General features: G+C 40.4%; 24 protein-coding genes. 20 read left to right on the forward strand and 4 right to left on the reverse strand.

Features of this window, described 5'->3' with window-relative positions; genetic code table 11:
* Positions 1 to 54: 54 nt before the first annotated feature.
* The 6 genes from HT679_RS10510 to HT679_RS11495 all read left to right on the forward strand — a co-directional run bounded on the left by HT679_RS10510 (position 55) and on the right by HT679_RS11495 (position 4,595).
* Positions 55 to 966 carry a DMT family transporter gene (locus tag HT679_RS10510; protein WP_173214495.1) on the forward strand — a complete coding sequence of 304 codons (912 nt, stop codon included), beginning with the start codon at positions 55 to 57 and terminating at the stop codon, positions 964 to 966.
* A gap of 229 nt (positions 967 to 1,195) precedes the next feature.
* Positions 1,196 to 1,894 carry a 2,3,4,5-tetrahydropyridine-2,6-dicarboxylate N-acetyltransferase gene (gene dapD / locus HT679_RS10515; RefSeq protein ID WP_173214496.1) on the forward strand — a complete coding sequence of 233 codons (699 nt, stop codon included), beginning with the start codon at positions 1,196 to 1,198 and terminating at the stop codon, positions 1,892 to 1,894.
* Positions 1,895 to 1,962: 68 nt separating this feature from the next.
* Complete coding sequence (locus tag HT679_RS10520; RefSeq protein WP_173214497.1) at positions 1,963 to 3,093, forward strand: N-acetyldiaminopimelate deacetylase; 1,131 nt, start codon at positions 1,963 to 1,965, stop codon at positions 3,091 to 3,093.
* A gap of 11 nt (positions 3,094 to 3,104) precedes the next feature.
* Positions 3,105 to 3,644 carry a 5-formyltetrahydrofolate cyclo-ligase gene (locus HT679_RS10525; protein ID WP_173214499.1) on the forward strand — a complete coding sequence of 180 codons (540 nt, stop codon included), beginning with the start codon at positions 3,105 to 3,107 and terminating at the stop codon, positions 3,642 to 3,644.
* Positions 3,628 to 4,302, forward strand: a complete 675-nt coding sequence (locus tag HT679_RS10530) for a rhomboid family intramembrane serine protease (RefSeq protein WP_173214501.1) — start codon at positions 3,628 to 3,630, stop codon at positions 4,300 to 4,302. The genes HT679_RS10525 and HT679_RS10530 overlap by 17 nt, the downstream gene beginning before the upstream one ends.
* Positions 4,303 to 4,313: 11 nt before the next feature.
* Entirely contained in the window at positions 4,314 to 4,595 is a 282-nt protein-coding gene (locus tag HT679_RS11495; protein ID WP_240149597.1) for a hypothetical protein, read from the forward strand.
* On the opposite strand, the gene galU is transcribed toward HT679_RS11495, so the two are convergent.
* Both galU and HT679_RS10545 read right to left on the reverse strand, forming a co-directional pair.
* Complete coding sequence (gene galU / locus HT679_RS10540; protein WP_173214503.1) at positions 4,553 to 5,452, reverse strand: UTP--glucose-1-phosphate uridylyltransferase GalU; 900 nt, start codon at positions 5,450 to 5,452, stop codon at positions 4,553 to 4,555. The two genes, HT679_RS11495 and galU, sit on opposite strands and share 43 nt — an antisense overlap.
* A 21-nt stretch (positions 5,453 to 5,473) precedes the next feature.
* A complete protein-coding gene (locus HT679_RS10545; protein WP_173214505.1) occupies positions 5,474 to 6,490 on the reverse strand; it encodes an NAD(P)H-dependent glycerol-3-phosphate dehydrogenase in 1,017 nt (338 codons plus the stop codon).
* A 222-nt stretch (positions 6,491 to 6,712) separates the two neighbouring features.
* On the opposite strand from HT679_RS10545, the gene HT679_RS10550 reads away from it, so the two are divergent.
* From HT679_RS10550 to HT679_RS10570, 5 genes are all read left to right on the forward strand, one after another.
* Entirely contained in the window at positions 6,713 to 7,633 is a 921-nt protein-coding gene (locus HT679_RS10550; RefSeq protein WP_173214507.1) for an XRE family transcriptional regulator, read from the forward strand.
* Between the two features lie 350 nt (positions 7,634 to 7,983).
* Positions 7,984 to 8,664 carry an ABC transporter ATP-binding protein gene (locus tag HT679_RS10555; protein WP_173214509.1) on the forward strand — a complete coding sequence of 227 codons (681 nt, stop codon included), beginning with the start codon at positions 7,984 to 7,986 and terminating at the stop codon, positions 8,662 to 8,664.
* A complete protein-coding gene (locus HT679_RS10560; protein WP_173214511.1) occupies positions 8,654 to 9,808 on the forward strand; it encodes an FtsX-like permease family protein in 1,155 nt (384 codons plus the stop codon). Before HT679_RS10555 ends, HT679_RS10560 begins: the two co-directional genes overlap by 11 nt.
* A 28-nt stretch (positions 9,809 to 9,836) precedes the next feature.
* Entirely contained in the window at positions 9,837 to 10,253 is a 417-nt protein-coding gene (locus HT679_RS10565; RefSeq protein ID WP_173214479.1) for a hypothetical protein, read from the forward strand.
* A 75-nt stretch (positions 10,254 to 10,328) separates the two neighbouring features.
* A complete protein-coding gene (locus HT679_RS10570) occupies positions 10,329 to 10,637 on the forward strand; it encodes a hypothetical protein (protein ID WP_173214513.1) in 309 nt (102 codons plus the stop codon).
* Between the two features lie 142 nt (positions 10,638 to 10,779).
* Here the strand turns inward: HT679_RS10570 and HT679_RS10575 are convergent, their stop codons facing one another.
* Positions 10,780 to 11,025, reverse strand: a complete 246-nt coding sequence (locus HT679_RS10575; protein ID WP_173214515.1) for a MarR family transcriptional regulator — start codon at positions 11,023 to 11,025, stop codon at positions 10,780 to 10,782.
* Between the two features lie 502 nt (positions 11,026 to 11,527).
* On the reverse strand, positions 11,528 to 13,219 hold the full coding sequence (gene argS / locus HT679_RS10580) for an arginine--tRNA ligase (protein WP_173214517.1): 1,692 nt from the start codon (positions 13,217 to 13,219) through the stop codon (positions 11,528 to 11,530).
* A 134-nt stretch (positions 13,220 to 13,353) separates the two neighbouring features.
* Here argS and argR point away from each other — a divergent pair, with 134 nt between their 5' ends.
* From argR to HT679_RS10625, 9 genes are all read left to right on the forward strand, one after another.
* Complete coding sequence (gene argR, locus HT679_RS10585) at positions 13,354 to 13,800, forward strand: arginine repressor (RefSeq protein WP_001231476.1); 447 nt, start codon at positions 13,354 to 13,356, stop codon at positions 13,798 to 13,800.
* A 50-nt stretch (positions 13,801 to 13,850) separates the two neighbouring features.
* On the forward strand, positions 13,851 to 16,385 hold the full coding sequence (gene mutS, locus HT679_RS10590) for a DNA mismatch repair protein MutS (RefSeq protein ID WP_173214519.1): 2,535 nt from the start codon (positions 13,851 to 13,853) through the stop codon (positions 16,383 to 16,385).
* A 146-nt stretch (positions 16,386 to 16,531) separates the two neighbouring features.
* On the forward strand, positions 16,532 to 18,238 hold the full coding sequence (gene patA, locus HT679_RS10595) for a multidrug efflux ABC transporter subunit PatA (protein WP_173214521.1): 1,707 nt from the start codon (positions 16,532 to 16,534) through the stop codon (positions 18,236 to 18,238).
* A gap of 1 nt (position 18,239) precedes the next feature.
* Positions 18,240 to 20,006: a multidrug efflux ABC transporter subunit PatB gene (gene patB, locus HT679_RS10600; protein WP_173214523.1), complete on the forward strand. Its 1,767-nt coding sequence runs from the start codon at positions 18,240 to 18,242 to the stop codon at positions 20,004 to 20,006.
* Between the two features lie 122 nt (positions 20,007 to 20,128).
* Positions 20,129 to 20,275 (forward strand): hypothetical protein, encoded by a 147-nt coding sequence (locus HT679_RS11125; RefSeq protein ID WP_191994110.1) that lies wholly within the window; start codon positions 20,129 to 20,131, stop codon positions 20,273 to 20,275.
* A gap of 20 nt (positions 20,276 to 20,295) precedes the next feature.
* Positions 20,296 to 20,985 carry a gamma-glutamyl-gamma-aminobutyrate hydrolase family protein gene (locus HT679_RS10610; protein ID WP_000124770.1) on the forward strand — a complete coding sequence of 230 codons (690 nt, stop codon included), beginning with the start codon at positions 20,296 to 20,298 and terminating at the stop codon, positions 20,983 to 20,985.
* A gap of 168 nt (positions 20,986 to 21,153) precedes the next feature.
* On the forward strand, positions 21,154 to 22,503 hold the full coding sequence (locus HT679_RS10615; protein ID WP_000018268.1) for a glucose-6-phosphate isomerase: 1,350 nt from the start codon (positions 21,154 to 21,156) through the stop codon (positions 22,501 to 22,503).
* Between the two features lie 127 nt (positions 22,504 to 22,630).
* Positions 22,631 to 24,091, forward strand: coding sequence for a glutamate--tRNA ligase (gltX, locus tag HT679_RS10620; RefSeq protein WP_173214525.1), 1,461 nt, complete (start codon positions 22,631 to 22,633; stop codon positions 24,089 to 24,091).
* Positions 24,092 to 24,104: 13 nt separating this feature from the next.
* Entirely contained in the window at positions 24,105 to 24,539 is a 435-nt protein-coding gene (locus tag HT679_RS10625) for a cytidine deaminase (RefSeq protein ID WP_173214527.1), read from the forward strand.
* Positions 24,540 to 24,673: the final 134 nt, after the last annotated feature.

Here is a 24,673-nt window from a genome sequence, read left to right on the forward strand (position 1 = left end):
CGAATCAATGGATTGCCACTTTTTTCTTTTTTCCTTTCGTGTTACAATAAAGGTATGAATCAGTATCAGAAAAAGATTGTTAAAGGGACCATTTATTCGCTCCTATCCGGCTTGATATGGGGAATCTGTGGGATTCTAGGAGAGTATTTCTTTACTCATTATCAGGTGTCTTCTGGTTGGATTACCTCTATGCGTCTGACGCTGGCAGGAAGTCTTGTTCTCATTTGGTCTGCGATGCAATTAAAATTGCAAGTGCTAGATATTTGGCGAGATAAGAAAAATTACCTGCCCTTTTTAGCTTATGCTATTTTAGGGATTTTTTCAGTTCAGTATTTTTTCTATCTCTGTGTAGAATACTCAAATGCTGCGACAGCAACTATTTTACAGTTTATCAGTCCTGTCTTTATCCTCTTTTACAATCGCTTAATTTATAAAAAACGAGCGTCGAAAAGTGCTATTTTCTATGTTTTGATTGCTATGCTGGGTGTTGGCTTGATGGCGACAAAAGGCGATCTTTCTCAGTTATCCATGACGCCACTAGCTCTTATAACGGGTTTGCTGAGTGCCATGGGTGTTATGTTTAATGTTATCTTGCCCCAACCTTTTGCTAAGCGTTATGGTTTTGTTCCTACGGTTGGGTGGGGGATGATTTTGGCAGGTTTGTTTAGCAATGTCCTCTCGCCAGTGTATCAGCTTTCCTTTACTCTTGATATTTGGAGTATCTTGATTTGCCTCATTATCGCTTTCTTTGGGACGGCTTTTGCCTTTTTCATCTCCATGAAGGCAGTGTCCTTGGTCTCTCCTTTGGTAGTTTCTGTTATCAGTGCCAGTGAACCTCTCTCCTCTGCTCTCTTGAGTGTTTTGTTCTTAGGATTGGTAGTGGATTGGTCCCTTCTTCTAGCGATGGCCTTGATTATTTTGCCCATGATTTTCCTATCGGTAGAAGAAGCGAAAGAAAGTAGATAAAAAGTCTTTTCTTAATTCTAAAAGTGTGCTATACTAGAATAGTCAATAAAACACGGGGAGATAGTTGTGAAGATTGTTTTTAGGTTGTATCGGTAGGGGCTTGCTTTTACCGACAGCACGTTTTATCTCACATCCCTAAAAAATCATACCTAAAAACAGACAAAAAGGCTTCAAATTTGAGGCCTTTTTTGGTAGAATAGTTATCATTATAAAGAATGAGAGGCCTTTTATGACTGCTACAAAAATGAACGCACAAGAAATTATCCAATTTATCGCTAATGCTGAAAAGAAAACCAGTGTGAAAGTAACCTTTGAGGGGAAACTCGCAACTGCTGTACCAAGCTCTGTTGTTAAACTAGGGAATGTCCTATTTGGAGACTGGAAAGATGTTGCTCCGCTTCTCGATGGCTTGGTAGAAAATCAAGACTATGTTGTTGAGCAAGACGCTCGCAATTCTGCAGTTCCTTTGCTAGACAAACGTGACATCAACGCTCGTATCGAGCCAGGTGCGATTATCCGTGATCAGGTTGAAATTGGTGACAATGCTGTTATCATGATGGGAGCAGTCATCAATATCGGTGCTGAAATCGGTGCAGGAACCATGATTGACATGGGGGCTATCCTTGGTGGCCGTGCTATTGTTGGGAAAAACAGTCATGTTGGTGCAGGTGCCGTTCTTGCAGGTGTGATTGAGCCAGCTAGTGCAGAACCAGTCCGTGTTGGAGACAATGTTCTCATCGGTGCCAATGCAGTAGTTATCGAAGGAGTCCAAATCGGTAGTGGTTCAGTTGTCGCAGCAGGAGCTATTGTTACCCAAGATGTCCCAGAAAACGTGGTGGTGGCAGGTGTTCCAGCTCGTATTATCAAAGAGATTGATGCCCAAACCCAACAAAAAACAGCGCTAGAGGATGCGCTTCGTACCTTGTGATTTGTAAAAGAAAAATAGAGGCGGGACCCTTTTTCCAGCCTCTTTCTGCTATATAGGAGGATAGATAGATGTTAGATTTGATTCAGACTAGACGAGATTTGCACCAGATTCCAGAGATTGGCTTGGAGGAGTTCAAGACTCAGGCTTATCTGCTGGATGTGATTGAGAAATTGACTGCAGGCAAGGATTTTGTCCAAGTTCGTACTTGGCGGACAGGGATTTTGGTCTATTTGCAGGGAAGTCAGCCAGAGCGTACCATTGGTTGGCGAACAGATATTGATGGCCTGCCTATCGTCGAACAAACAGGCCTTCCTTTCGCTTCCCAGCACCAAGGTCGTATGCACGCTTGTGGCCATGATTTTCATATGACTATTGCCTTGGGCTGTCTTGAGCGAGCCCTTGAGGAGCAACCAAAGAATAATCTGCTCTTTCTGTTTCAACCTGCTGAAGAAAATGAAGCTGGTGGCATGCTCATGTATGAGGCTGATGCTTTTGGAGACTGGTTGCCAGACCAATTTTATGGCCTTCATGTTCGACCAGATTTGAAGGTTGGCCAGATTGCGACTAATACTCATACACTCTTTGCAGGAACTTGCGAGGTGAAGATCCGTTTCAAAGGAAAAGGTGGCCACGCAGCCTTTCCTCATGAAGCTAATGATGCCTTGGTGGCGGCTAGTTACTTTGTGACTCAAGTGCAGTCAGTTGTCAGCCGCAATGTCAACCCAATCGAGGGAGCAGTGGTGACCTTTGGCGTTTTTCAGGCTGGAACAACCAACAATGTTATCACAGACACAGCCTTTTTACATGGAACTATTCGGGCCTTGACTCAAGATATGAGTCTCTTGGTGCAAAAGCGGGTCAAAGCAGTTGCAGAAGGGGTTGCAGCATCCTTTGGTATGGAAGTTGAAGTGGAACTCAAACAAGGTGGATACCTACCTGTTGAGAACAATCCAGCCTTGGCGCGTGAACTGATGGACTTCTTTGAAGAAAAAGAGGGAATTGAGTTGACTGATATCGAACCTGCTATGACAGGTGAAGACTTTGGTTATCTCCTTTCAAAAGTTGATGGCGTTATGTTCTGGCTAGGTATCGATAGTCCCTACGCTCTTCATCACCCTCAGATGAGCCCTAAGGAAGAGGCACTAGCTATTGGGGTTGATGCGGTTTCTAGTTTCCTGAAAAAGAAGGCAGCAGAGTAGAGGGCTTGTCTATGAAAGCAGAACTACGCAAGAAAATTTTGCAAGAAATGAAGGCTATCCCTCGAGAGCAAAAACAGGCTATGGATCAAGCTTTAACGGATCAATTTTTGAAACATCCCTTCTACCAAGAAGCTAAGGTCATCGCAACCTACCTCTCTTTTCCTCATGAGTTTCAAACGCAGGAACTGATTGAGCAGGCGCTGAAGGACGGCAAGAAGGTTCTGATACCCAAAACCTATCCCAAGGGGCGCATGGACTTTGTGGTCTATGATCCGCAACAACTGGTCAAAACATCCTTTGGCTTACTGGAACCACAGGGAGATTTGGAAGTAGTGGATGCCTCTCAGATTGATTTGATTCATGTTCCAGGGCTGGCTTTTACGATGGAAGGCTATCGGATTGGATACGGTGGAGGTTATTATGACCGCTATCTGGAACAGTTTTCTGGTCATACTTTGAGTACGGTTTATCATTATCAAGTTCAGGACTTTATCCCTGAAAACCATGATATTCCTGTTCAGGAGGTACTGATTGATGAAAGAAATCTTTGATAGGCGTTACCCTGTGACGAGTTTCTTCCTCTTAGTGACGGCCTTGGTATTTCTACTAATGTTGGTGACCACAGGAGGAAACTTTTACAGGGCGGATACCTTATTTCAATTTGGAGCCATGTACGGGCCTGTCATTCGTCTCTTTCCTGAGCAGGTTTGGCGTCTCTTCTCTGCCATTTTTGTCCATATTGGGTGGGAGCATTTCATTGTTAATATGCTTTCGCTCTATTATCTTGGTAGGCAAGTAGAGGAGATTTTTGGTTCCAAGCCGTTTTTCTTTCTCTATCTCTTATCAGGAATGATGGGCAATCTCTTTGTTTTTGTATTTAGTCCCAAATCCTTAGCAGCAGGAGCCTCGACTTCTCTCTATGGGCTATTTGCTGCAATTATTGTTCTTCGCTATGCAACTCGCAATCCTTATATCCAACAGCTAGGTCAATCCTATCTGACACTTTTTGTGGTTAACATTATTGGAAGTGTTCTGATTCCAGGAATCAGTCTAGCAGGTCATATCGGAGGTGCAGTTGGTGGCGCATTTCTAGCAGTTATCTTTCCAGTTAGAGGAGAAAGACGGATGTATAGCGCTAGTCAGAGATTAGGAGCGGTAGTCTTGTTCGTAGGACTCGCTGTCTTACTTCTCTACAAGGGAATGGGATGAAAATTTGTGTAATGAAAAAAGATAAGGCGATTTTTGAACCTTATCTTTTTATTTTATACTCAATGAAAATCAAAGAGCAAACTAGGAAGCTAGCCGCAGGTTGCTCAAAGCACTGCTTTGAGGTTGTAGATAGAACTGACGAAGTCAGCTCAAAACACTGTTTTGAGGTTGCGGATAGAACTGATGAAGTCAGTAACCATACCTACGGTAAGGCGACGCTGACGTGGTTTGAAGAGATTTTCAAAGAGTATTATTCCTTCTCAGCCAATTCTTTTCCCAGTTGGATGAGGTAATCTTTCAAGTCATCTTTGACTTGTGGATGTTTGAGGGCGTAGTCAATAGATGTTTTCATAAAGCCAAACTTATCCCCAACGTCGTAACGAGCTCCTGTAAATTCACGGGCGAAAACACGTTGTGTTTTATTAAGGGTATCAATAGCGTCGGTAAGCTGGATTTCATTTCCAGCACCGGGAGCTTGATTTTCGAGGATCTCAAAAATTGCTGGTGTGAGCAGATAACGACCGATAATAGCTAGATCACTTGGAGCCTCCTCTGGAGCTGGTTTTTCAACGAAAGTTTCAACGCTATAGAGACCATTAATCCCTTCCCCCTGAGGAGCGATAACTCCATATGATGAAACGTCTTCGTGTGGTACAGGCATGACAGCAATGGTTGATGCGTGTGTCTTTTCGTAATCATTCATCAGTTGTTTTGTCAAAGGAACGGCATTCTCGTCTGTGATGTCCATAAGGTCATCACCCAGCATAACAACGAAGGGTTCATTCCCCACAAAAGCTTTGGCTTGTAAGACAGCGTCTCCAAGACCACGAGGGTGAGTTTGGCGAATGAAATGGAGGCGCATACCAGTTGCTTCATCTACCAATTTTAACAAATCCGTTTTGCCTTTTTCCTTAAGATTGTATTCAAGCTCAAAGTTTGAGTCAAAGTGGTCCTCAATAGAACGTTTTGATTTACCAGTGACAACCAGAATATCTTCAATACCTGATTTGAGAGCCTCTTCCACGATGAACTGGATAGTTGGTTTGTCTACAATTGGCAACATTTCTTTGGCAAGAGCCTTGGTTGCTGGTAAAAATCGAGTTCCTAGTCCAGCGGCAGGAATGACTGCTTTTCTAACTTTCAGTGCCATAAGAATCCTTTCTCTAGAGGGTTAAGACCACTCATTTTCTGCTTTAAATTCATTGTTCATGATGTCATAAATGGCATCTTTGATATTGGTTCCGTGGTAGATAACTTGGTAAATGGCTTGTGTAATGGGCATATAGACTCCAAGTTCTTGCGCTAGTTCGTAGGCTGCTCGAGTCGTTGAAATTCCTTCAATCACCATTCCCATATTGGCTTCGATATCAGCTAGGGATTCTCCACGACCAAGGGCATCTCCAGCTCTCCAGTTACGAGAGTGGATGGAGGTTCCCGTTACGATCAAGTCTCCTACACCAGACAAGCCACTATAGGTCAATGGACTGGCACCGAGTGCCACCCCTAGGCGGGTGATTTCTGCCAAACCTCGAGCGATGATGGCTGCCTTAGCATTGTCACCAAATCCCAAACCATGTAAAGCTCCGGCACCGACAGCGATAATATTTTTAAGAGCACCAGCAGTTTCAACTCCAATAACATCCGTATTGGTATAAAGTCGGAAGTAGTGATTGCTAAAGAGCTCTTGAACGTATTGAGCTGTTTGTAAATCTTTAGAAGCAGCAGTGATTAAAGTCAGATCACGTACAATGGTCTCTTCTGCATGGCTAGGTCCTGAAACAACGACAATATCACTGCGGAGCTGTTCAGGAATTTCTTCTTCAAGGATGGTTGATAATCGTTTATGGCTATCAGGTTCTAATCCCTTTGATGCGTGCATGATGATAGCCTTATGGTCTAAGGTTTTTGCAACTTGTTGGGCAACAAGTCGTGTCACTTTTGTTGGGACAACAAACAAAATCGCATCCACATCTTTTAATGCCTCTGCTAAGTCAGTGTAGGCAATGATATTTTCATCTAGGACGACATCTTTAAAGTAGTGCTTATTAGTATGGTGTGTATTAATTTCATTGATTTGCTCGGGAAGATTTCCCCAAATACGTACCTCGTGTCCATTGTCATTTAAGACTTGTGAAAGGGCAGTTCCCCAAGAACCAGGCCCCAAGACGGCGATGGTTTGTTTTTTCATGTTTTCCTCCTTAATAGAGTTCTCTCTTTTATTTTATCACATTATAGGGGATTTTGCACTTGCATTGCTGGGGAGTGGTGGCTTTGTTGCTTGAAAAATATATAAAAACCGAGACGAAGTATTAAAGTCTTAGTCTTTAGTTAAAGTGAGAAGAAATGTGATAGTTAGTTTGATTCAGTATATGCTATAATAGAGGTAAACAACTCAGGAGGTTCTTGTAGGTTGCGAGAGTTTGGCGAAAAAATTAAAAGATTACGTTTGGCTAAAAAAATCAGTCGTTCAGAATTTTGTGGTGATGAGTCTGAATTAAGTATCCGTCAATTAATTAGAATTGAAAATGGAGAATCCAGACCAACACTAACAAAGTTAAAATATATCGCTGAACGTTTGGGGGTTGAAGATTACAAGTTGATGCCAAGTTATATAGAGTTGGATAAGGAATACCTAGAATTGAAGTATTTCTTGATGAGGACTCCTACATACGAAGATGAAACTATCGCCCAAAAGAAAGAGAGTGTTTTTGATAAGATTTTTGAAGAGTATTATGATAGGCTACCTGAGGAAGAAAGATTTATCATAGATGTTTTACAAGCATATGATGACTTTGGTTGGTGGAATGATGATAGCAATTTAGGAATGATTTTACAAGAGTATTTCGATCACATTTTGTTGAAATCAAAATATGAAGTTAACGATATTTTAATCATAAAGCTATTTTTGGTAAGATTAGTACACCAAGATACAATAATAGATGAGAGTGAAGTGAATACCTTCTTAGTAATAGCTGATAAAATTTTACAACAAGTTGAGATGTTTGATATTGAATATTCATTTCTAATTAGAGATTCATTACTTTTGTTGTTAGGAATATTTGAAAAAATTGCTAATTACAGTCAATTTGAAGATATTCTTTACAAATTAAATGAAATTACCTCAAAGTCATACGACTATCAGAAAAAACCAATTATTCGACTATGGGAGTGGCGCTATGCATTATTTGTAAAAAAAGATTATCCAGTAGCTGAAAATTATTTTCAAGAAGCAAAAATATTTGCTAGAATGATTGACAATAGTCATTTGATAGAACAGCTAGAAAAACAATGGCAACATGACCTCCAGGATTTTTTTAAAAATAAACATTAGAAAATAAAAAAAGTGACAAAAATGTCATTAGTTAAAAAGACCGAGAGAAAGTTTTCGAAATCATAAAAACGCATGATATCAGGTGTTTAAAAACTTGATATTATGCGTTTTATCATTTAAAGAGTTATTATGTTTTTCCCTTAGATTGAGTTCGTATCTAGTTTCTTTTTATACTAATTGAGTACTCATTAGTGGATAAGTTGTTAAAATTAGTGACATTTATGACCTTGGCGAATGTGTAACATAGAAGTATAATAATCCTGTAGAAAAAATAAGGAGAGAAAATATGTTAGTGCTAGTTGTTGCCATTTTTTGGATTTATAAATAATAAAGATAGAATAGGAAGGTCTATGTTAGAACTAAAAAATATTAGCAAAAGTTACGGACAAGGGACGCTAAAAAATAATGTCTTAAGAGAAATAAATTTTAAGGTAGCTGAAGGAGAATTTGTATCGATAATGGGACCATCAGGTTCGGGCAAATCGACATTTATCAATATTTTGGGACTGATTGATTCTGAATTTGAAGGAGAATATATATTAGACGGAAAAAGTATTGAGAAGTTAAATGAAAATCAACAAGCAAGTTACCGTAATCGTGATATTGGATTTGTTTTTCAACAATTTCATCTTATTGATGAATATACTGTTAAAGAAAATATTTTATTATCATTCCTATATTCTGACCAACAGCCAGATATAGAATACATTGATAGTTTATTACAAGACTTAGGGCTTATAGATAAGATGAATGAGTACCCAAGTCATTTATCAGGCGGACAGAAGCAACGAGTTGCTTTAATTAGGGCTCTTGCTCATAAACCTAGATTTCTTATAGCAGATGAACCTACAGGTGCATTAGATGAGAAAAATAGGAATGAGATATTGCAAATTTTACAGAATTTGAATCATTCTGGAACGACAATTATTGTAGTAACTCACGATGAGTTTGTTGCCAGTCATTGTAGAACAAGGTATCGAATGAAAAATGGGTATCTAACACTTGAGGGAGAAGGATTACATGAAGTTTAAAAAGCTGTTAATAGATACTTTAAAGCTGTTAAAGAGGAATAAAAGACAGAGTATTCTGACATCCTTAGCCATTACAGTGGCAACATTTGTTTTATTAGTAATACTATCAAGTTCTTCCTATACAACTTCTACATTAGGGAATGATTTAAAGATAGAAGAAGACACAGCAACAATGACTTATACTCCTCAAAATATGTTGGATATTAGAGGGTTTACACAGGAAGATAAACAATTGGTTGAGCAAACTATTGGAAAACCTGCAAGACTTTCTTCCAGTTCTTATGCTTTGTATGCTGAAACGTATTTTAATGATTCTAAGCAGAATCTTAGTTTTAGAACATTAGGCGATTTGAATAAGAATGGTTTAGTTGTGCCTGATTTATTAAAAGGAAGAGCATTAGAGGAACTAGATGGAGGTGTTGCTATTAGCGATAAGGCTCTCATGTCATTGACTCGAAAGGAAAATATTGAACCTTTTTTAGGAGAGACTATCAATATATCTGGAAAAGAATACCTAATTCAGGCAATATATTATGGATCAGCTGTTAATGAAAGATTACCTTCTTTATTGGTTACCAATGAAATCAAAGAGTTACTTTTAGGAGGAAGGGAATATTTTGATGAATTAGTAGTAGAAACTAATCAGTTGGAGAATATTAATAAGGCTTTATCTGCTTTAGATACTTATGGAATATTCCGCAAGGAAGGAACTTATGGATATATAGATAATAGAAGGGTATATGAGGAAACAAAGGCTCAAGCTACTACAATATTAAATTTCATTGCACTTTTATCAAGCATTTCAATTTTTGTAGCTGGTTTTGGGGTTATGAATGCTATGTTGTCTTCTGTTAGCGAACGTAGTAAGGAGATAGCCATTCGTCGAGCTTTGGGAGCTAAAAAATCTGATATTTATCAATCATATATGATGGAGGGGATTCTTTTATCGCTTCTGGGAGCTATAACTGGTATTGGAGTAGCGATATTATTTGTTGTTTTAATGAACATGAGTGGTTTTGTTACGACATTAACTCTGGATCATATTTTGATTACTCTATTCACAACGGGTGTATTTGGAATTGTATTTAGTATTATGCCTGCAATGGTTGCAGCAAATAAAAATGTTATTGAAGGTCTAAGGTAATGATGAATGTGAATTTAAAGGAGGTAAAATGAAATTTACAAAAATAGATGGAGTATTTTCTCTATTGCTAATTGTGGAATTTACAATATGTTTTTTTGCACTAGATAATTTTAATCTTTTTCAATTTATGCTGTTTGTACAAATTATACCATCAATATTATTAGCTTTGTTATCGGGAAGTATTTCTTCTAGAAGTAAGTACAGCTGGGTGTTATTAATTATTTTTGGAATAATCTATGCTTTAATGATGTTTGGAATTTTCAGAGTTACTCCTATGACGCTTATAGAACAAAATACGATTCAATCTGAAACTTCCGTATTTACATTCAATAGAAATTTACAGTTAGGAACTTATTTTGGATTTTTCCTACAGGAATTTTTACTAGGAGCTTTTATTTGCACCATTTCAAAATTTTTTGGGAGAATTAAACAAGGGAAATTTTAATGAAGCCTGCATTAAAAAGAAGAATTGCTTCTGCAGTTATTTTTAGAAAATGATATTATTGAAATGGTGTAACATTTGGAGAAAATTATTTTTGAACGAAAAAGATTTGAGTATGTCGGTCCTAATAGAAAGCAAGTAAAGGACTTTATGATTCTAAAAAATTTCATGTCTAAGACAATTCAAGTTGAAATCAGAGTGGAGGGATACTTGTTAGACCTTCTTATTTTAAAAGAGATGAGTACAGAATTTTATAATTTAGATTTTCTTTCTTTGCCCTATGATGTCAATATAGATGTGAAAGAAGTTGTAGAGGATGTTGATTTAACAGTCTATAAGAATAGTAAATATAGGGAGTTTAATTTCTTTAAAAATATTTGTAAATGATATTTTTGAAAGTCTATCCATCCCTATATTAGAATTGCTACAACAAGTTTTCAACACTTGTTTCAATTGAACATACTAAAAACCGAGACGAAGGGACAAACTCTCAGTCTCGGTTTTGATATTCCTTAAAGAATAGCTAGGTTTATTTCAATTGATCTGTAATGTCTTTTGATAGCAACATTCCCAGATGATAAGTTTTATTGATGTAAGCAATGACATCATTGATATTTTCAGTTGTTTGAATTTTCTCTTTGATGTCAGCTCTAAATGTTTCATCCTTTAAAAGTTGTTCTTGGTAGAGCCTTTGAAGTAGTTCTTTTTCGTACTTATTGAGCAGAAAAAGGAATACCAAGCTAATTACAACGAGGATATAAGCATATTGGCTCATAGGAAATCTCCCTGTATGATAAAGAAGTAGTAGTGAGTAAATCGAATTAGTGGACCTAAAATAGCAGAACAAGCCAGCAAAACTTGATAAGATTTTTGATAGACCTCTAAAACTAATTACGTATAAGATTTGGTCTTAGTTACTTAGACTGCTTTACAATCAAGTAACTTGAAGATTACGACATGAACCAAACCAAATCGATATTATTGGGTTAGATGAATTAGTAAAGCGTTTAGACAAGTATCTCTAGTTACGACGTTCTGGAACATAAATCGATCATATTTATGTCCTAAAACTAGTGAAGCACCTAGCCAAATCTCTGATAGGATTTGGCGTTAGTTACTTAGACTACTTTACAATAAAGTGATTAAAAGATTACGACATGAGCCTAACCAAATCGATATTATTTGGTTAGGTGAATTAGTGAAGCGTTTAGGCAATTCGCCATATAGCGATTGCCGTCAAGAGACTAGGAACTTTAGTTCCAGTCTCTTGTAACGATTTACATCTTCTCAGGCGCTTCTACTCCAAGCAAGCGAAGGGCTTCTTTGAGAACGACTGCGGTTGCGTAGCTGAGGGCTAGACGGCTGTCGCGTTCTGGGCTTTCATCCAAGATACGTGTATGTGCATAATATTTGTTAAAGGCTTGAGCCAGGCTAATTGCAAATTTAGCAATGATAGAAGGTTCAAAGTTATCCGCCGCACGGTTGATAATACGTGGGAAGTCTTGGATGAGTTTGATGATTTCCCAGCTTTCAGCATCATTCAAGCTATAGTTGCCGGCTGTTTCTGGTTTGAAGTCTGCTTTACGTAAGATAGATTGGATACGAGCGTAGGCGTATTGAACATAAGGTCCAGTTTCACCCTCGAAGGATACCATAGCCTCTAGGTCGAAGTCGTATCCATTTGTACGGTCGGTCTTGAGGTCATAGAATTTAATGGCTCCAACTCCAACAGCATGGGCTACCTGATCTTTATTTTCAAGTTCAGGATTTTTAGCCTCTATTTGGGCCTTGGCACGGCTAATAGCCTCTGCAACAGTAGGCTCTAGCAAGATGACATTCCCTTTACGAGTAGAGAGTTTCTTCCCTTCTTTTGTAACCAAACCAAAAGGAACGTGGGTAATGTTGTCACTCCAGTCGTAGCCCATCTCTTGCAAGACAGCTTTGAGCTGTTTAAAGTGGGCAGATTGCTCTTGACCAACGACGTAGATAGATTTGGCAAATTGGTATTCATTTTTACGGTAAAGGGCTGCGGCCAAGTCACGTGTGATGTAGAGAGTTGCACCATCAGATTTCTTGATGAGGGCTGGATGTTCAATTCCATATTTCTCAAGATTTACAACCTGGGCACCTTCTGATTCAACAAGAAGGCCTTTTTCAGAAAGAATGTCTACAACTGCATCCATCTTATCGTTGTAGAAGGCTTCTCCGTTGTAGCTGTCAAATTCGACTTGCAATTCATTGTAAAGGCGGTTAAATTCCACTAAACTTTCATCACGGAACCATTGCCAAAGAGCGAGAGCTTCCTCGTCGCCATTTTCAAGCTTACGGAACCATTCGCGTGCTTCTTCATCCAAGCTAGGGTCATTTTCAGCCTCAGCATTGATGCGGACATAGAGTTTAAGAAGTTCATCAATTGGATGAGCTTTTACAGCTTCTTCGTCGCCCCATTTTTTGTAGGCAACAATCAACATCCCAAACTGTTTACCCCAGTCTCCCAAATGGTTGACCTTGACTGTTTGATAACCGATTTTTTGGAAGATATGTGACAAGCTATCTCCGATAACAGTTGAGCGCAGGTGACCAATAGAGAATGGTTTAGCGATATTGGGACTAGACATATCGATAACAACATTTTCTTGTTTGCCAATAGTTTGATCAGCATAGTGTTCTTTTTCAGTGATAACAGCTTGCAATACTTGAGCAGAAATGGCAGATTTATCAAGGAAAAAGTTAACGTAAGGTCCCGTTGCGACAACCTTCTCAAAGGCTTGGCTGTTAATTTTTTCAGCCAGTTCAGCCGCAATCATTTGAGGTGCTTTACGTTCGACTTTTGCAAGAGAAAAAGCAGGGAAAGCAATGTCTCCCATTTCTGAGTTTTTAGGGGTTTCCAGTAAATTTAAAATAGCCTCTTGGTTCAGGCTATCAATGACGCTAGCCAATTCGCTAGCAATCAATTCTTTTGTATTCATTATGAGCTCCTTTTGGACTTTTCTACTATTTTATCACATTTTTAAAGAAAGAAGAAAAACTTTTTGAAATCTCCTATTTTTTTGGTATAATATAGTTATAAAAATAGTTATAAATATTCACATAAGAGGATTTTATGAGAAAAAGAGATCGTCATCAGTTAATAAAAAAAATGATTACTGAGGAGAAATTAAGTACACAAAAAGAAATTCAAGATCGGTTGGAGGCACACAATGTTTTTGTGACACAGACAACCTTGTCTCGTGATTTGCGCGAAATCGGCTTGACCAAGGTCAAGAAAAATGATATGGTGTATTATGTACTAGCAAATGAGACAGAAAAGATTGATTTGGTGGAATTTTTGTCTCATCATTTAGAAGGTGTTGCAAGAGCAGAGTTTACTTTGGTGCTTCATACCAAACTGGGAGAAGCCTCTGTTTTGGCAAATATTGTAGATGCAAACAAGGATGAATGGATTTTAGGAACAGTTGCTGGTGCCAATACCTTATTGGTTATTTGTCGAGACCAGCACGTTGCCAAACTCATGGAAGATCGTTTGCTAGATTTGATGAAAGATAAGTAAGGTCTTGGGAGTTGCTCTCAAGACTTATTTTTGACAAGGAGAGACGGAAAATGGCGACAGAAAAGCTATCACCCGGCATGCAACAGTATGTGGATATTAAAAAGCAATATCCAGATGCTTTTTTGCTCTTTCGGATGGGTGATTTTTATGAATTATTTTATGAGGATGCGGTCAATGCTGCGCAGATTCTGGAAATTTCCTTAACGAGTCGCAACAAGAATGCCGACAATCCGATTCCTATGGCGGGTGTTCCCTATCATTCTGCCCAACAGTATATCGATGTCTTGATTGAGCAGGGTTATAAGGTGGCTATCGCAGAACAGATGGAAGATCCTAAACAAGCAGTTGGGGTTGTGAAACGAGAGGTTGTTCAAGTCATTACGCCAGGGACAGTGGTCGATAGCAGTAAGCCGGATAGTCAGAACAACTTCTTGGTTGCCATAGATCGAGATGGCAATCAATTTGGCTTAGCTTATATGGACCTGGTGACGGGTGACTTTTATGTGACAGGTCTTTTGGATTTCACGCTGGTTTGTGGGGAAATCCGTAATCTCAAGGCGCGAGAAGTGGTGCTGGGCTATGACTTGTCTGAGGAAGATGAACAAATCCTTAGTCGTCAGATGAATCTGGTACTTTCCTATGAAAAAGAAGGCTTTGAAGACCTTCATTTGCTGGATTCACGATTGGCAGCTGTGGAGCAAGCGGCATCTAGTAAATTGCTCCAGTATGTTCATCGGACTCAGATGAGGGAATTGAACCACCTCAAGCCTGTTATCCGCTATGAAATCAAAGATTTTTTGCAGATGGATTATGCGACCAAGGCTAGTCTGGATTTGGTTGAGAATGCTCGTTCAGGCAAGAAGCAAGGCAGTCTTTTCTGGCTTTTGGATGAAACCAAGACGGCTATGGGTATGCGTCTCTTGCGTTCTTGGATTCATCGCCCCTTGATTGATAAGGAACGAATCGTCCAACGTCAAGAAGTGGTGCAGGTCTTTCTTGATCACTTTTTTGAGCGCAGTGATTTGACAGACAGTCTCAAGGGTGTTTATGATATCGAACGCTTGGCTAGTCGTGTTTCTTTTGGCAAGACCAATCCCAAGGATCTCTTGCAGCTGGCGACTACCTTGTCCAGTGTGCCACGGATTCGTGCGATTTTAGAAGGGATGGAGCAACCTGCTTTAGCTTATCTCATCGAACAACTGGATGGAATCCCTGAGTTGGAGAGTTTGATTAGCGCAGCGATTGCTCCTGAAGCTCCTCATGTGATTACAGATGGGGGAATTATCCGAACTGGATTTGATGAGACCTTAGACAAGTACCGTCGCGTTCTCAGAGAAGGGACTGGTTGGATTGCTGAAATTGAGGCTAAGGAGAGAGAAAACTCTGGTATCAGCACGCTTAAGATTGACTACAATAAAAAGGATGGCTACTATTTCCATGTGACCAATTCACAGCTGGGGAATGTGCCAGCCCACTTTTTCCGTAAGGCGACGCTGAAAAACTCGGAACGTTTTGGAACTGAGGAATTGGCGCGTATCGAGGGAGATATGCTGGAGGCGCGTGAGAAGTCAGCCAATCTAGAATACGAAATCTTTATGCGTATTCGTGAAGAGGTCAGCAAGTACATCCAACGTTTACAAGCTCTAGCCCAAGGAATTGCGACAGTTGATGTCTTACAGAGTCTGGCAGTTGTTGCTGAAACCCAGCATTTGATTCGACCTGAGTTTGGTGACGATTCACAAATTGATATCCAGAAAGGGCGCCATGCTGTCGTTGAAAAGGTTATGGGGGCTCAGACCTATATTCCCAATACGATTCAGATGGCAGAAGATACCAGTATCCAACTGATTACAGGGCCCAATATGAGCGGGAAGTCAACCTACATGCGTCAGTTAGCCATGATGGCGGTTATGGCTCAGTTGGGTTCTTATGTGCCAGCAGAAAGCGCCTATTTACCTATTTTTGATGCGATTTTTACCCGCATTGGAGCAGCAGATGACTTGGTTTCAGGTCAATCAACCTTCATGGTGGAGATGATGGAGGCCAATAATGCCATTTCGCATGCAACCAAGAACTCTCTCATTCTCTTTGATGAGTTAGGTCGTGGAACTGCAACTTATGACGGTATGGCTCTTGCTCAGTCTATCATCGAATACATTCATGAGCATATCGGAGCCAAGACCCTCTTTGCGACCCACTACCATGAGTTGACTAGTCTGGAGTCTAGCTTGGAACACTTGGTCAATGTCCACGTGGCAACTTTGGAGCAGGATGGGCAGGTCACCTTCCTTCACAAGATTGAACCAGGACCAGCTGATAAATCCTACGGTATCCATGTTGCCAAGATTGCTGGCTTGCCAGCAGATCTCCTAGCAAGGGCGGATAAGATTTTGACTCAGTTAGAGAATCAAGGTACAGAAAATCCTATTCCTATGAGACAAACAAGTGCTGTCACAGAACAAATTTCACTCTTTGATACACCTGAAGAGCATCCTATCCTAGCAGAATTAGCTAAACTAGATGTTTACAATATGACACCTATGCAGGCTATGAATGTCTTGGTCGAGTTAAAACAGAAACTATAAAGCCAAGACTCACTAGTTAATCTAGCTATATCAAGGAGACTTCTTTGACAAGTTCCCACTTTTTTGCTAGAATAACATCACACAAACAGAATGAAAAGGAGCTGACGCATTGTCGCTCCCTTTTGTCTATTTTTTAAGGAGAAAGTATGCTGATTCAGAAAATAAAAACCTACAAGTGGCAGGCCTTGGCTTCGCTCCTGATGACAGGCTTGATGGTTGCTAGTTCACTTTTGCAACCGCGTTATTTGCAGGAAGTGTTAGACGCCCTCCTTGCTGGGAAATATGAAGCTATTTATAGTATCGGGGCTTGGTTGATTGGTGTGGCCGTGGTCGGTCTAGTTGCTGGTGGGCTCAATGTTGTCCTTGCAGCCTATATTGCCCAAGGAGTTTCATCCGATCTTCGAGAGGATGCCTTCCGTAAAATCCAAACCTTTTCTTATGCCAATATTGAACAATTTAATGCGGGAAATCTAGTCGTTCGCATGACAAATGACATCAACCAGATTCAGAACGTCGTCATGATGACCTTCCAAATTCTGTTCAGACTTCCCCTCTTGTTTATCGGTTCCTTTATCTTGGCGGTTCAAACCCTACCTTCTCTGTGGTGGGTGATTGTTCTCATGGTAGTCTTGATTTTTGGTTTGACTGCTGTCATGATGGGGATGATGGGACCTCGTTTTGCCAAGTTTCAAACCCTTCTTGAGCGCATCAATGCCATTGCTAAGGAAAATCTGCGCGGTGTTCGTGTGGTCAAGTCCTTTGTCCAAGAAAAAGAGCAGTTTGCTAAGTTTACGGAGGTTTCAGACGAGCTTCTCGGTCAAAATCTTTACATCGGTTATGCCTTTTCAGTAGTGGAACCCTTTATGATGTTGGTCGGTTACGGGGCGGTCTTCCTCTCTATTTGGCTGGTTGCAGGGATGGTTCAGTCGGATCCGTCAGTTGTTGGCTCCATTGCTTCCTTTGTCAATTACCTAAGCCAGATTATCTTTACCATTGTTATGGTTGGATTTTTGGGAAATTCTGTCAGCCGTGCCATGATTTCTATGCGTCGTATTCGAGAAATTCTGGATGCAGAGCCAGCTATGACTTTCAAGGATGTCCCAGATGAAGAGTTGGTCGGTAGTCTTAGCTTTGAAAATGTGACCTTTACCTATCCAATGGACAAGGAACCGATGCTGAAAGATGTGAGCTTTACTATTGAACCTGGTCAAATGGTTGGTGTGGTTGGAGCAACTGGTGCAGGGAAGTCAACCTTGGCTCAATTGATTCCACGTCTCTTTGATCCACAGGAAGGGGCCATCAAAATTGGAGGCAAGGATATTCGCGAAGTGAGTGAAGGAACCCTGCGTAAAACAGTGTCTATCGTTCTTCAACGTGCCATTCTCTTTAGTGGAACGATTGCTGATAACTTGAGACAGGGTAAGGGAGATGCTACTCTATTTGAAATGGAGCGCGCAGCCAATATTGCCCAGGCTAGTGAATTCATTCATCGTATGGAGAAAACCTTTGAGAGTCCAGTTGAGGAACGGGGAACCAACTTTTCAGGTGGGCAAAAACAAAGGATGTCGATTGCGCGTGGGATTGTCAGCAATCCGCGTATTCTGATTTTTGACGATTCGACCTCGGCCTTGGATGCTAAGTCAGAGCGCCTAGTTCAAGAAGCCTTGAATAAGGACTTGAAGGGAACAACAACCATTATCATCGCGCAAAAGATTAGCTCGGTTGTCCATGCAGACAAGATCTTGGTACTGGATCAAGGACGATTGATTGGTCAAGGCACGCATGCAGACTTGGTTGCCAACAATGCCGTTTACCGTGAAATCTACGAAACACAGAAAGGAAAGGAGGAGTGAAATGAAGACAGTTCAATTTTTTTGGCATTATTTTAAAGTCTATAAGCTATCATTTGTAGTCGTCATCCTGATGATTGTTCTGGCGACTCTTGCCCAAGCTCTCTTTCCGGTCTTTTCTGGACAAGCAGTGACGCAGTTAGCTAATTTAGTTCAAGCTTATCAAGATGGCAATCCAGAACTTGTTTGGCAAAGCCTATCAGGAATCATGGTCAATCTTGGTCTGCTGGTTTTGGTTCTCTTTATCTCCAGTGTCATATACATGTGTCTCATGACGCGCGTGATTGCAGAGTCGACCAACGAGATGCGCAAAGGCCTCTTCGGTAAGCTTGCTCGGTTGACGGTTTCTTTCTTTGACCGCCGACAAGATGGCGATATCCTATCTCGTTTTACTAGTGATTTGGATAATATCCTCCAAGCCTTTAATGAAAGTCTGGTTCAGGTCATGAGTAATATTGTTTTATACATTGGTCTGATTCTTGTCATGTTTTCGAGAAATGTAACCCTGGCCCTCATCACTATTGCCAGCACACCAGTAGCCTTCCTCATGCTGATTTTCATCGTGAAAATGGCACGCAAATACACCAACCTCCAGCAGAAAGAGGTAGGGAAGCTCAACGCCTATATGGACGAGAGTATTTCAGGTCAAAAAGCTGTTATTGTGCAAGGAATTCAAGAGGATATGATGGCAGGATTTCTTGAACAAAATGAGCGCGTGCGCAAGGCGACCTTTAAAGGAAGAATGTTCTCAGGAATTCTTTTCCCTGTCATGAATGGGATGAGCCTGGTTAATACAGCCATCGTCATCTTTGCTGGTTCAGCTGTACTTTTGAATGATAAGTCTATTGAAACAAGTACAGCCCTAGGTTTGATTGTTATGTTTGCCCAATTTTCACAGCAGTACTACCAGCCTATTATCCAAGTTGCAGCTAGTTGGGGAAGCCTTCAGTTAGCCTTTACAGGTGCTGAACGGATTCAGGAAATGTTTGACGCAGAGGAAGAAATCCGACCTGAAAAGGCTCCAATCTTCACTAAGTTGCAAGAAGGTGTTGAAATCAGCCACATTGATTTCTCATATTTGCCTGATAAACCTATTTTGAAAGATGTCAGCATTTCCGCTCCGAAAGGTCAGATGACAGCGGTTGTTGGGCCGACAGGGTCAGGGAAAACGACTATTATGAACCTCATCAATCGCTTTTATGATGTTGATGCTGGTGGTATTTATTTTGATGGCAAAGACATCCGTGACTATGATTTGGATAGTCTCAGAAGCAAGGTGGGAATTGTCTTGCAGGATTCGGTCTTGTTTAGCGGAACGATTCGAGACAATATCCGTTTTGGTGTGCCAGATGCTAGTCAAGAAATGGTTGAGGCAGCAGCCAAGGCAACCCATATCCACGACTACATCGAAAGCTTGCCTGATAAGTACGATACTCTTATCGATGATGACCAGAGCATCTTCTCGACAGGGCAGAAACAATTGATTTCTATCGCTCGAACCTTGATGACAGATCCAGAAGTTCTCATTCTCGATGAAGCCACTTCAAACGTAGATACGGTGACAGAAAGCAAGATTCAGCATGCCATGGAGGCGGTTGTAGCAGGCAGAACCAGTTTCGTCATTGCCCACCGTTTGAAGACCATCCTCAATGCAGACCAGATTATTGTCCTTAAAGATGGAGAAGTCATTGAACGCGGTAACCACCATGAACTTTTGAAACTAGGTGGCTTCTACTCAGAACTCTATCACAATCAATTTGTTTTTGAATAAGAAAAAGTTGTCCTATGTGGGCAGCTTTTTCTTGCCCATAAAAAATTTTTATCACAGCCTTAAAAAAAACATATTAGACGAAAGGCTTTTTGAGTGATATGATAGGACTATCGTTATACTCAATGAAAATCAAAGAGCAAACTAGGAAACTAGTCGCAGGTTGCTCAAAGCACTGCTTTGAGGTTGTGGATAGAACTGACGAAGTCAGTAACCATACCTACGGTAAGGCGACGCTGACGTGGTTTGAAGAGATTTTCGAAGAGTATTAATATTCGAAAGGAGAGACATCATGGCTAGAACGGTTGTAGGAGTTGCTGCAAATCTATGTCCCGTAGACGCAGAAGGCAAAAACATTCATTCATCTGTATCTTGTAGATTCGCAGAGAGCATTCGTCAAGTCGGTGGTCTCCCTTTAGTCATTCCTGTTGGTGATGAGTCAGTTGTACGCGATTATGTGGAAATGATTGACAAACTCATTTTGACAGGCGGTCAAAATGTCCACCCTCAGTTTTATGGAGAGAAAAAGACCATCGAGAGCGATGATTACAATCTAGTGCGTGATGAATTTGAATTGGCCCTCTTGAAAGAAGCGCTTCGTCAGAATAAACCAATTATGGCAATCTGTCGCGGTGTTCAACTTGTCAATGTTGCCTTTGGTGGAACCCTCAATCAAGAAATCGAAGGTCACTGGCAAGGGCTACCTTTCGGAACATCTCACTCTATTGAGACAGTAGAAGGAAGCGTGGTGGCTAAGCTATTTGGGAAAGAAAGTCAGGTCAACTCCGTCCATCGTCAAAGCATTAAAGATTTGGCACCTAATTTCCGTGTAACTGCTATTGATCCAAGAGACCAAACTATTGAAGCGATTGAGTCTATCGACGAGCACCGCATTATCGGTTTACAGTGGCATCCAGAGTTTCTGGTTAATGAAGAAGATGGCAATTTAGAATTATTTGAGTATTTATTGAATGAACTGTAACGACTGGAACATCTAGTCGTTCTTTCTTTTATTTTTTCAAAATTTTTGGAATGTGGGATTTTACGCAAACGTTTGAATTCTGATAAAAATTGGAGAAATTCGATAAAAAACTTGAAAAAAACGAAGGTAAGCGTTATGATAGAAAAGAAGAAATATTGGAGGAATAACATGTCACATATTAAATTTGATTATTCAAAAGTCTTAGACAAATTTGTTGCACCACATGAAGTGGAATACATGCAATCACAAGTAACAGCAGCAGATGAATTGATCCGTAAAGGAACTGGTGCTGGTAGCGACTTCTTGGGATGGTTGGATCTTCCTGAAAACTACGACCGTGAAGAATTTGACCGTATCTTGAAAGCTGCTGAGCAAATCAAATCAGACAGCGATGTCTTGGTTGTAATCGGTATCGGTGGATCTTACCTTGGTGCCAAAGCAGCAATCGACTTCTTGAACCACCATTTTGCTAACTTGCAAACAAAAGAAGAACGTAAAGCTCCACAAATCCTTTACGCTGGAAACTCAATCTCATCTACTTACCTTGCTGACTTGGTAGAGTATGTTGCAGACAAAGACTTCTCAGTAAACGTGATTTCTAAATCAGGTACAACAACTGAACCAGCTATCGCTTTCCGTGTTTTCAAAGAACTCTTGGTTAAGAAATACGGTCAAGAAGAAGCCAACAAACGTATCTATGCAACAACTGACCGCCAAAAAGGTGCTGTTAAGGTTGAAGCAGATGCTAACGGCTGGGAAACATTTGTTGTTCCAGATGACATCGGTGGACGCTTCTCAGTATTGACAGCAGTTGGTTTGCTTCCAATCGCTGCATCAGGAGCTGACATCAAAGCCCTTATGGAAGGTGCGAATGCAGCTCGCAAAGACTACACTTCAGACAAAATCTCTGAAAACGAAGCTTACCAATACGCAGCAGTTCGTAACATCCTTTACCGTAAAGGCTATGCAACTGAGATCTTGGTAAACTACGAGCCATCACTTCAATACTTCTCAGAATGGTGGAAACAATTGGCTGGTGAATCAGAAGGAAAAGACCAAAAAGGTATCTACCCAACTTCAGCCAACTTCTCAACTGACTTGCACTCACTTGGTCAATTTATCCAAGAAGGAACTCGTATCATGTTTGAAACAGTTGTCCGTGTTGACAAACCTCGTAAAAACGTGATTATCCCTAGCTTGGAAGAAGACCTTGACGGACTTGGTTACCTTCAAGGAAAAGACGTTGACTTTGTAAACAAAAAAGCGACTGATGGTGTTCTTCTTGCCCACACAGATGGTGATGTACCAAACATGTATGTGACTCTTCCAGAGCAAGACGCTTTCACTCTTGGTTACACTATCTACTTCTTCGAATTGGCTATCGCTCTTTCAGGTTACTTGAATGCTATCAACCCATTTGACCAACCAGGTGTTGAAGCTTACAAACGTAACATGTTTGCCCTTCTTGGAAAACCAGGATTTGAAGAATTGAGCAAAGAACTTAACGCACGTCTATAATAGAAGAAAAGAGTGGCTTGCCCACTCTTTTTACTCTCTTTATCCATAGAAATTGGACTCAGCCAAGACTTGTGATATAATATAGAGAGCAAAAAGGCAGACGCCTAGAGACTTTATAGGAGAAACTATGTCAAAAGATATCCGCGTACGTTACGCACCAAGTCCAACAGGACTACTACACATCGGAAATGCTCGTACAGCATTGTTCAACTATCTTTACGCCCGTCATCATGGTGGAACTTTTATTATCCGTATCGAAGATACTGACCGTAAACGTCATGTCGAAGATGGTGAACGTTCACAGCTTGAAAACCTTCGTTGGTTGGGCATGGATTGGGATGAAAGTCCAGAAACACATGAAAACTACCGTCAGTCTGAGCGTTTGGACTTGTATCAAAAATACATTGACCAACTATTAGCTGAAGGAAAAGCTTACAAATCTTATGTTACAGAAGAAGAATTAGCGGCTGAACGCGAACGCCAAGAAGCAGCTGGTGAAACACCTCGCTACGTAAATGAATACCTTGGCATGAGTGAAGAGGAAAAAGCGACTTACATCTCAGAACGTGAAGCAGCAGGAATCATCCCAACGGTTCGTTTGGCTGTCAATGAGTCAGGTATCTACAAGTGGCATGATATGGTCAAAGGTGATATCGAATTTGAAGGTGGCAATATTGGTGGTGACTGGGTTATCCAAAAGAAAGACGGTTACCCAACTTACAACTTTGCCGTTGTCATCGATGACCATGATATGCAAATCTCCCATGTTATCCGTGGAGACGACCACATTGCCAACACACCAAAACAGCTCATGGTTTATGAAGCCCTTGGTTGGGAAGCTCCAGAGTTCGGTCACATGACCTTGATTATCAATTCTGAAACTGGTAAGAAGTTATCTAAACGTGATACTAATACTCTTCAGTTTATCGAAGACTACCGTAAAAAAGGTTATTTACCAGAAGCAGTTTTTAACTTTATTGCTCTTCTTGGTTGGAACCCAGGTGGAGAAGATGAGATTTTCTCTCGTGAGGAACTCATTAAACTTTTCGATGAAAACCGCCTCAGCAAGTCTCCAGCAGCCTTTGACCAGAAAAAACTAGACTGGATGAGCAATGATTATATCAAGAATGCAGACCTAGAAACTATCTTTGAAATGGCAAAACCATTCCTAGAAGAAGCAGGTCGATTGACTGACAAGGCTGAAAAATTAGTTGAGCTCTATAAACCACAAATGAAATCAGTTGATGAAATTATTCCATTGACAGATCTCTTCTTCTCAGATTTCCCAGAATTGACAGAAGCAGAGTGCGAAGTCATGGCGGGGGAAACAGTCCCAACAGTTCTTGAAGCCTTCAAAGCAAAACTTGAAGCGATGACAGACGATGAATTTGTGACAGAAAATATCTTCCCACAAATTAAAGCAGTCCAAAAAGAAACAGGTATTAAAGGGAAAAATCTTTTCATGCCAATTCGTATCGCAGTTTCAGGTGAAATGCATGGACCAGAATTACCAGATACAATTTTCTTGCTTGGACGTGAAAAATCAATTCAGCATATCGAAAATATGCTAAAAGAAATCTCTAAATAAGAAGGATGCAACAATGGACATCTGGGAAAAGATGTACGAAGAAGCACAGACACTATACAATCCACATGACGTATCAGACTTTGTTTATGCTAATCATGTTGTAGCTGCAGTAGAAGCAGAAGATGGACAAGTATTTACAGGATTCTGTATGGAGGGAACCTGTGGTGTTTTCCATCTCTGTGCAGAGCGGGCGGCTCTCTTCAATATGTACCAATTTTCAGGACAAACTAAGGTTAAAAAAGTATTAGCTTTTCGAGATAAACCACCTTATGGTGGAAGTTCAGCCATGGCTTGCGGTGCTTGTAGAGAATTCCTCTTGGAGTTGAACGCTGAAAATAAAGATGCAGAATTCATGATGGACTATGGTACAAGAAAGACGGTGAAAGTAGCAGAACTAATCCCTTATTGGTGGGGAGAAGAACGTGCTTCTAAGTTTAATAATCAATAGAAGAGTCAGTATAATTCTGGCTCTTTTTACTATTAATTTGAAAAACGGTACTTGAAAAGAATTGAAAAAAATAAAAAAAAGTTTAAAAAAGGTGTTGACAAAGTTTAAAAAGACTGTATAATAGTAAGAGTTGA

Source organism: Streptococcus sp. 4886, from assembly GCF_013276485.1.
Lineage (GTDB): Bacteria > Bacillota > Bacilli > Lactobacillales > Streptococcaceae > Streptococcus.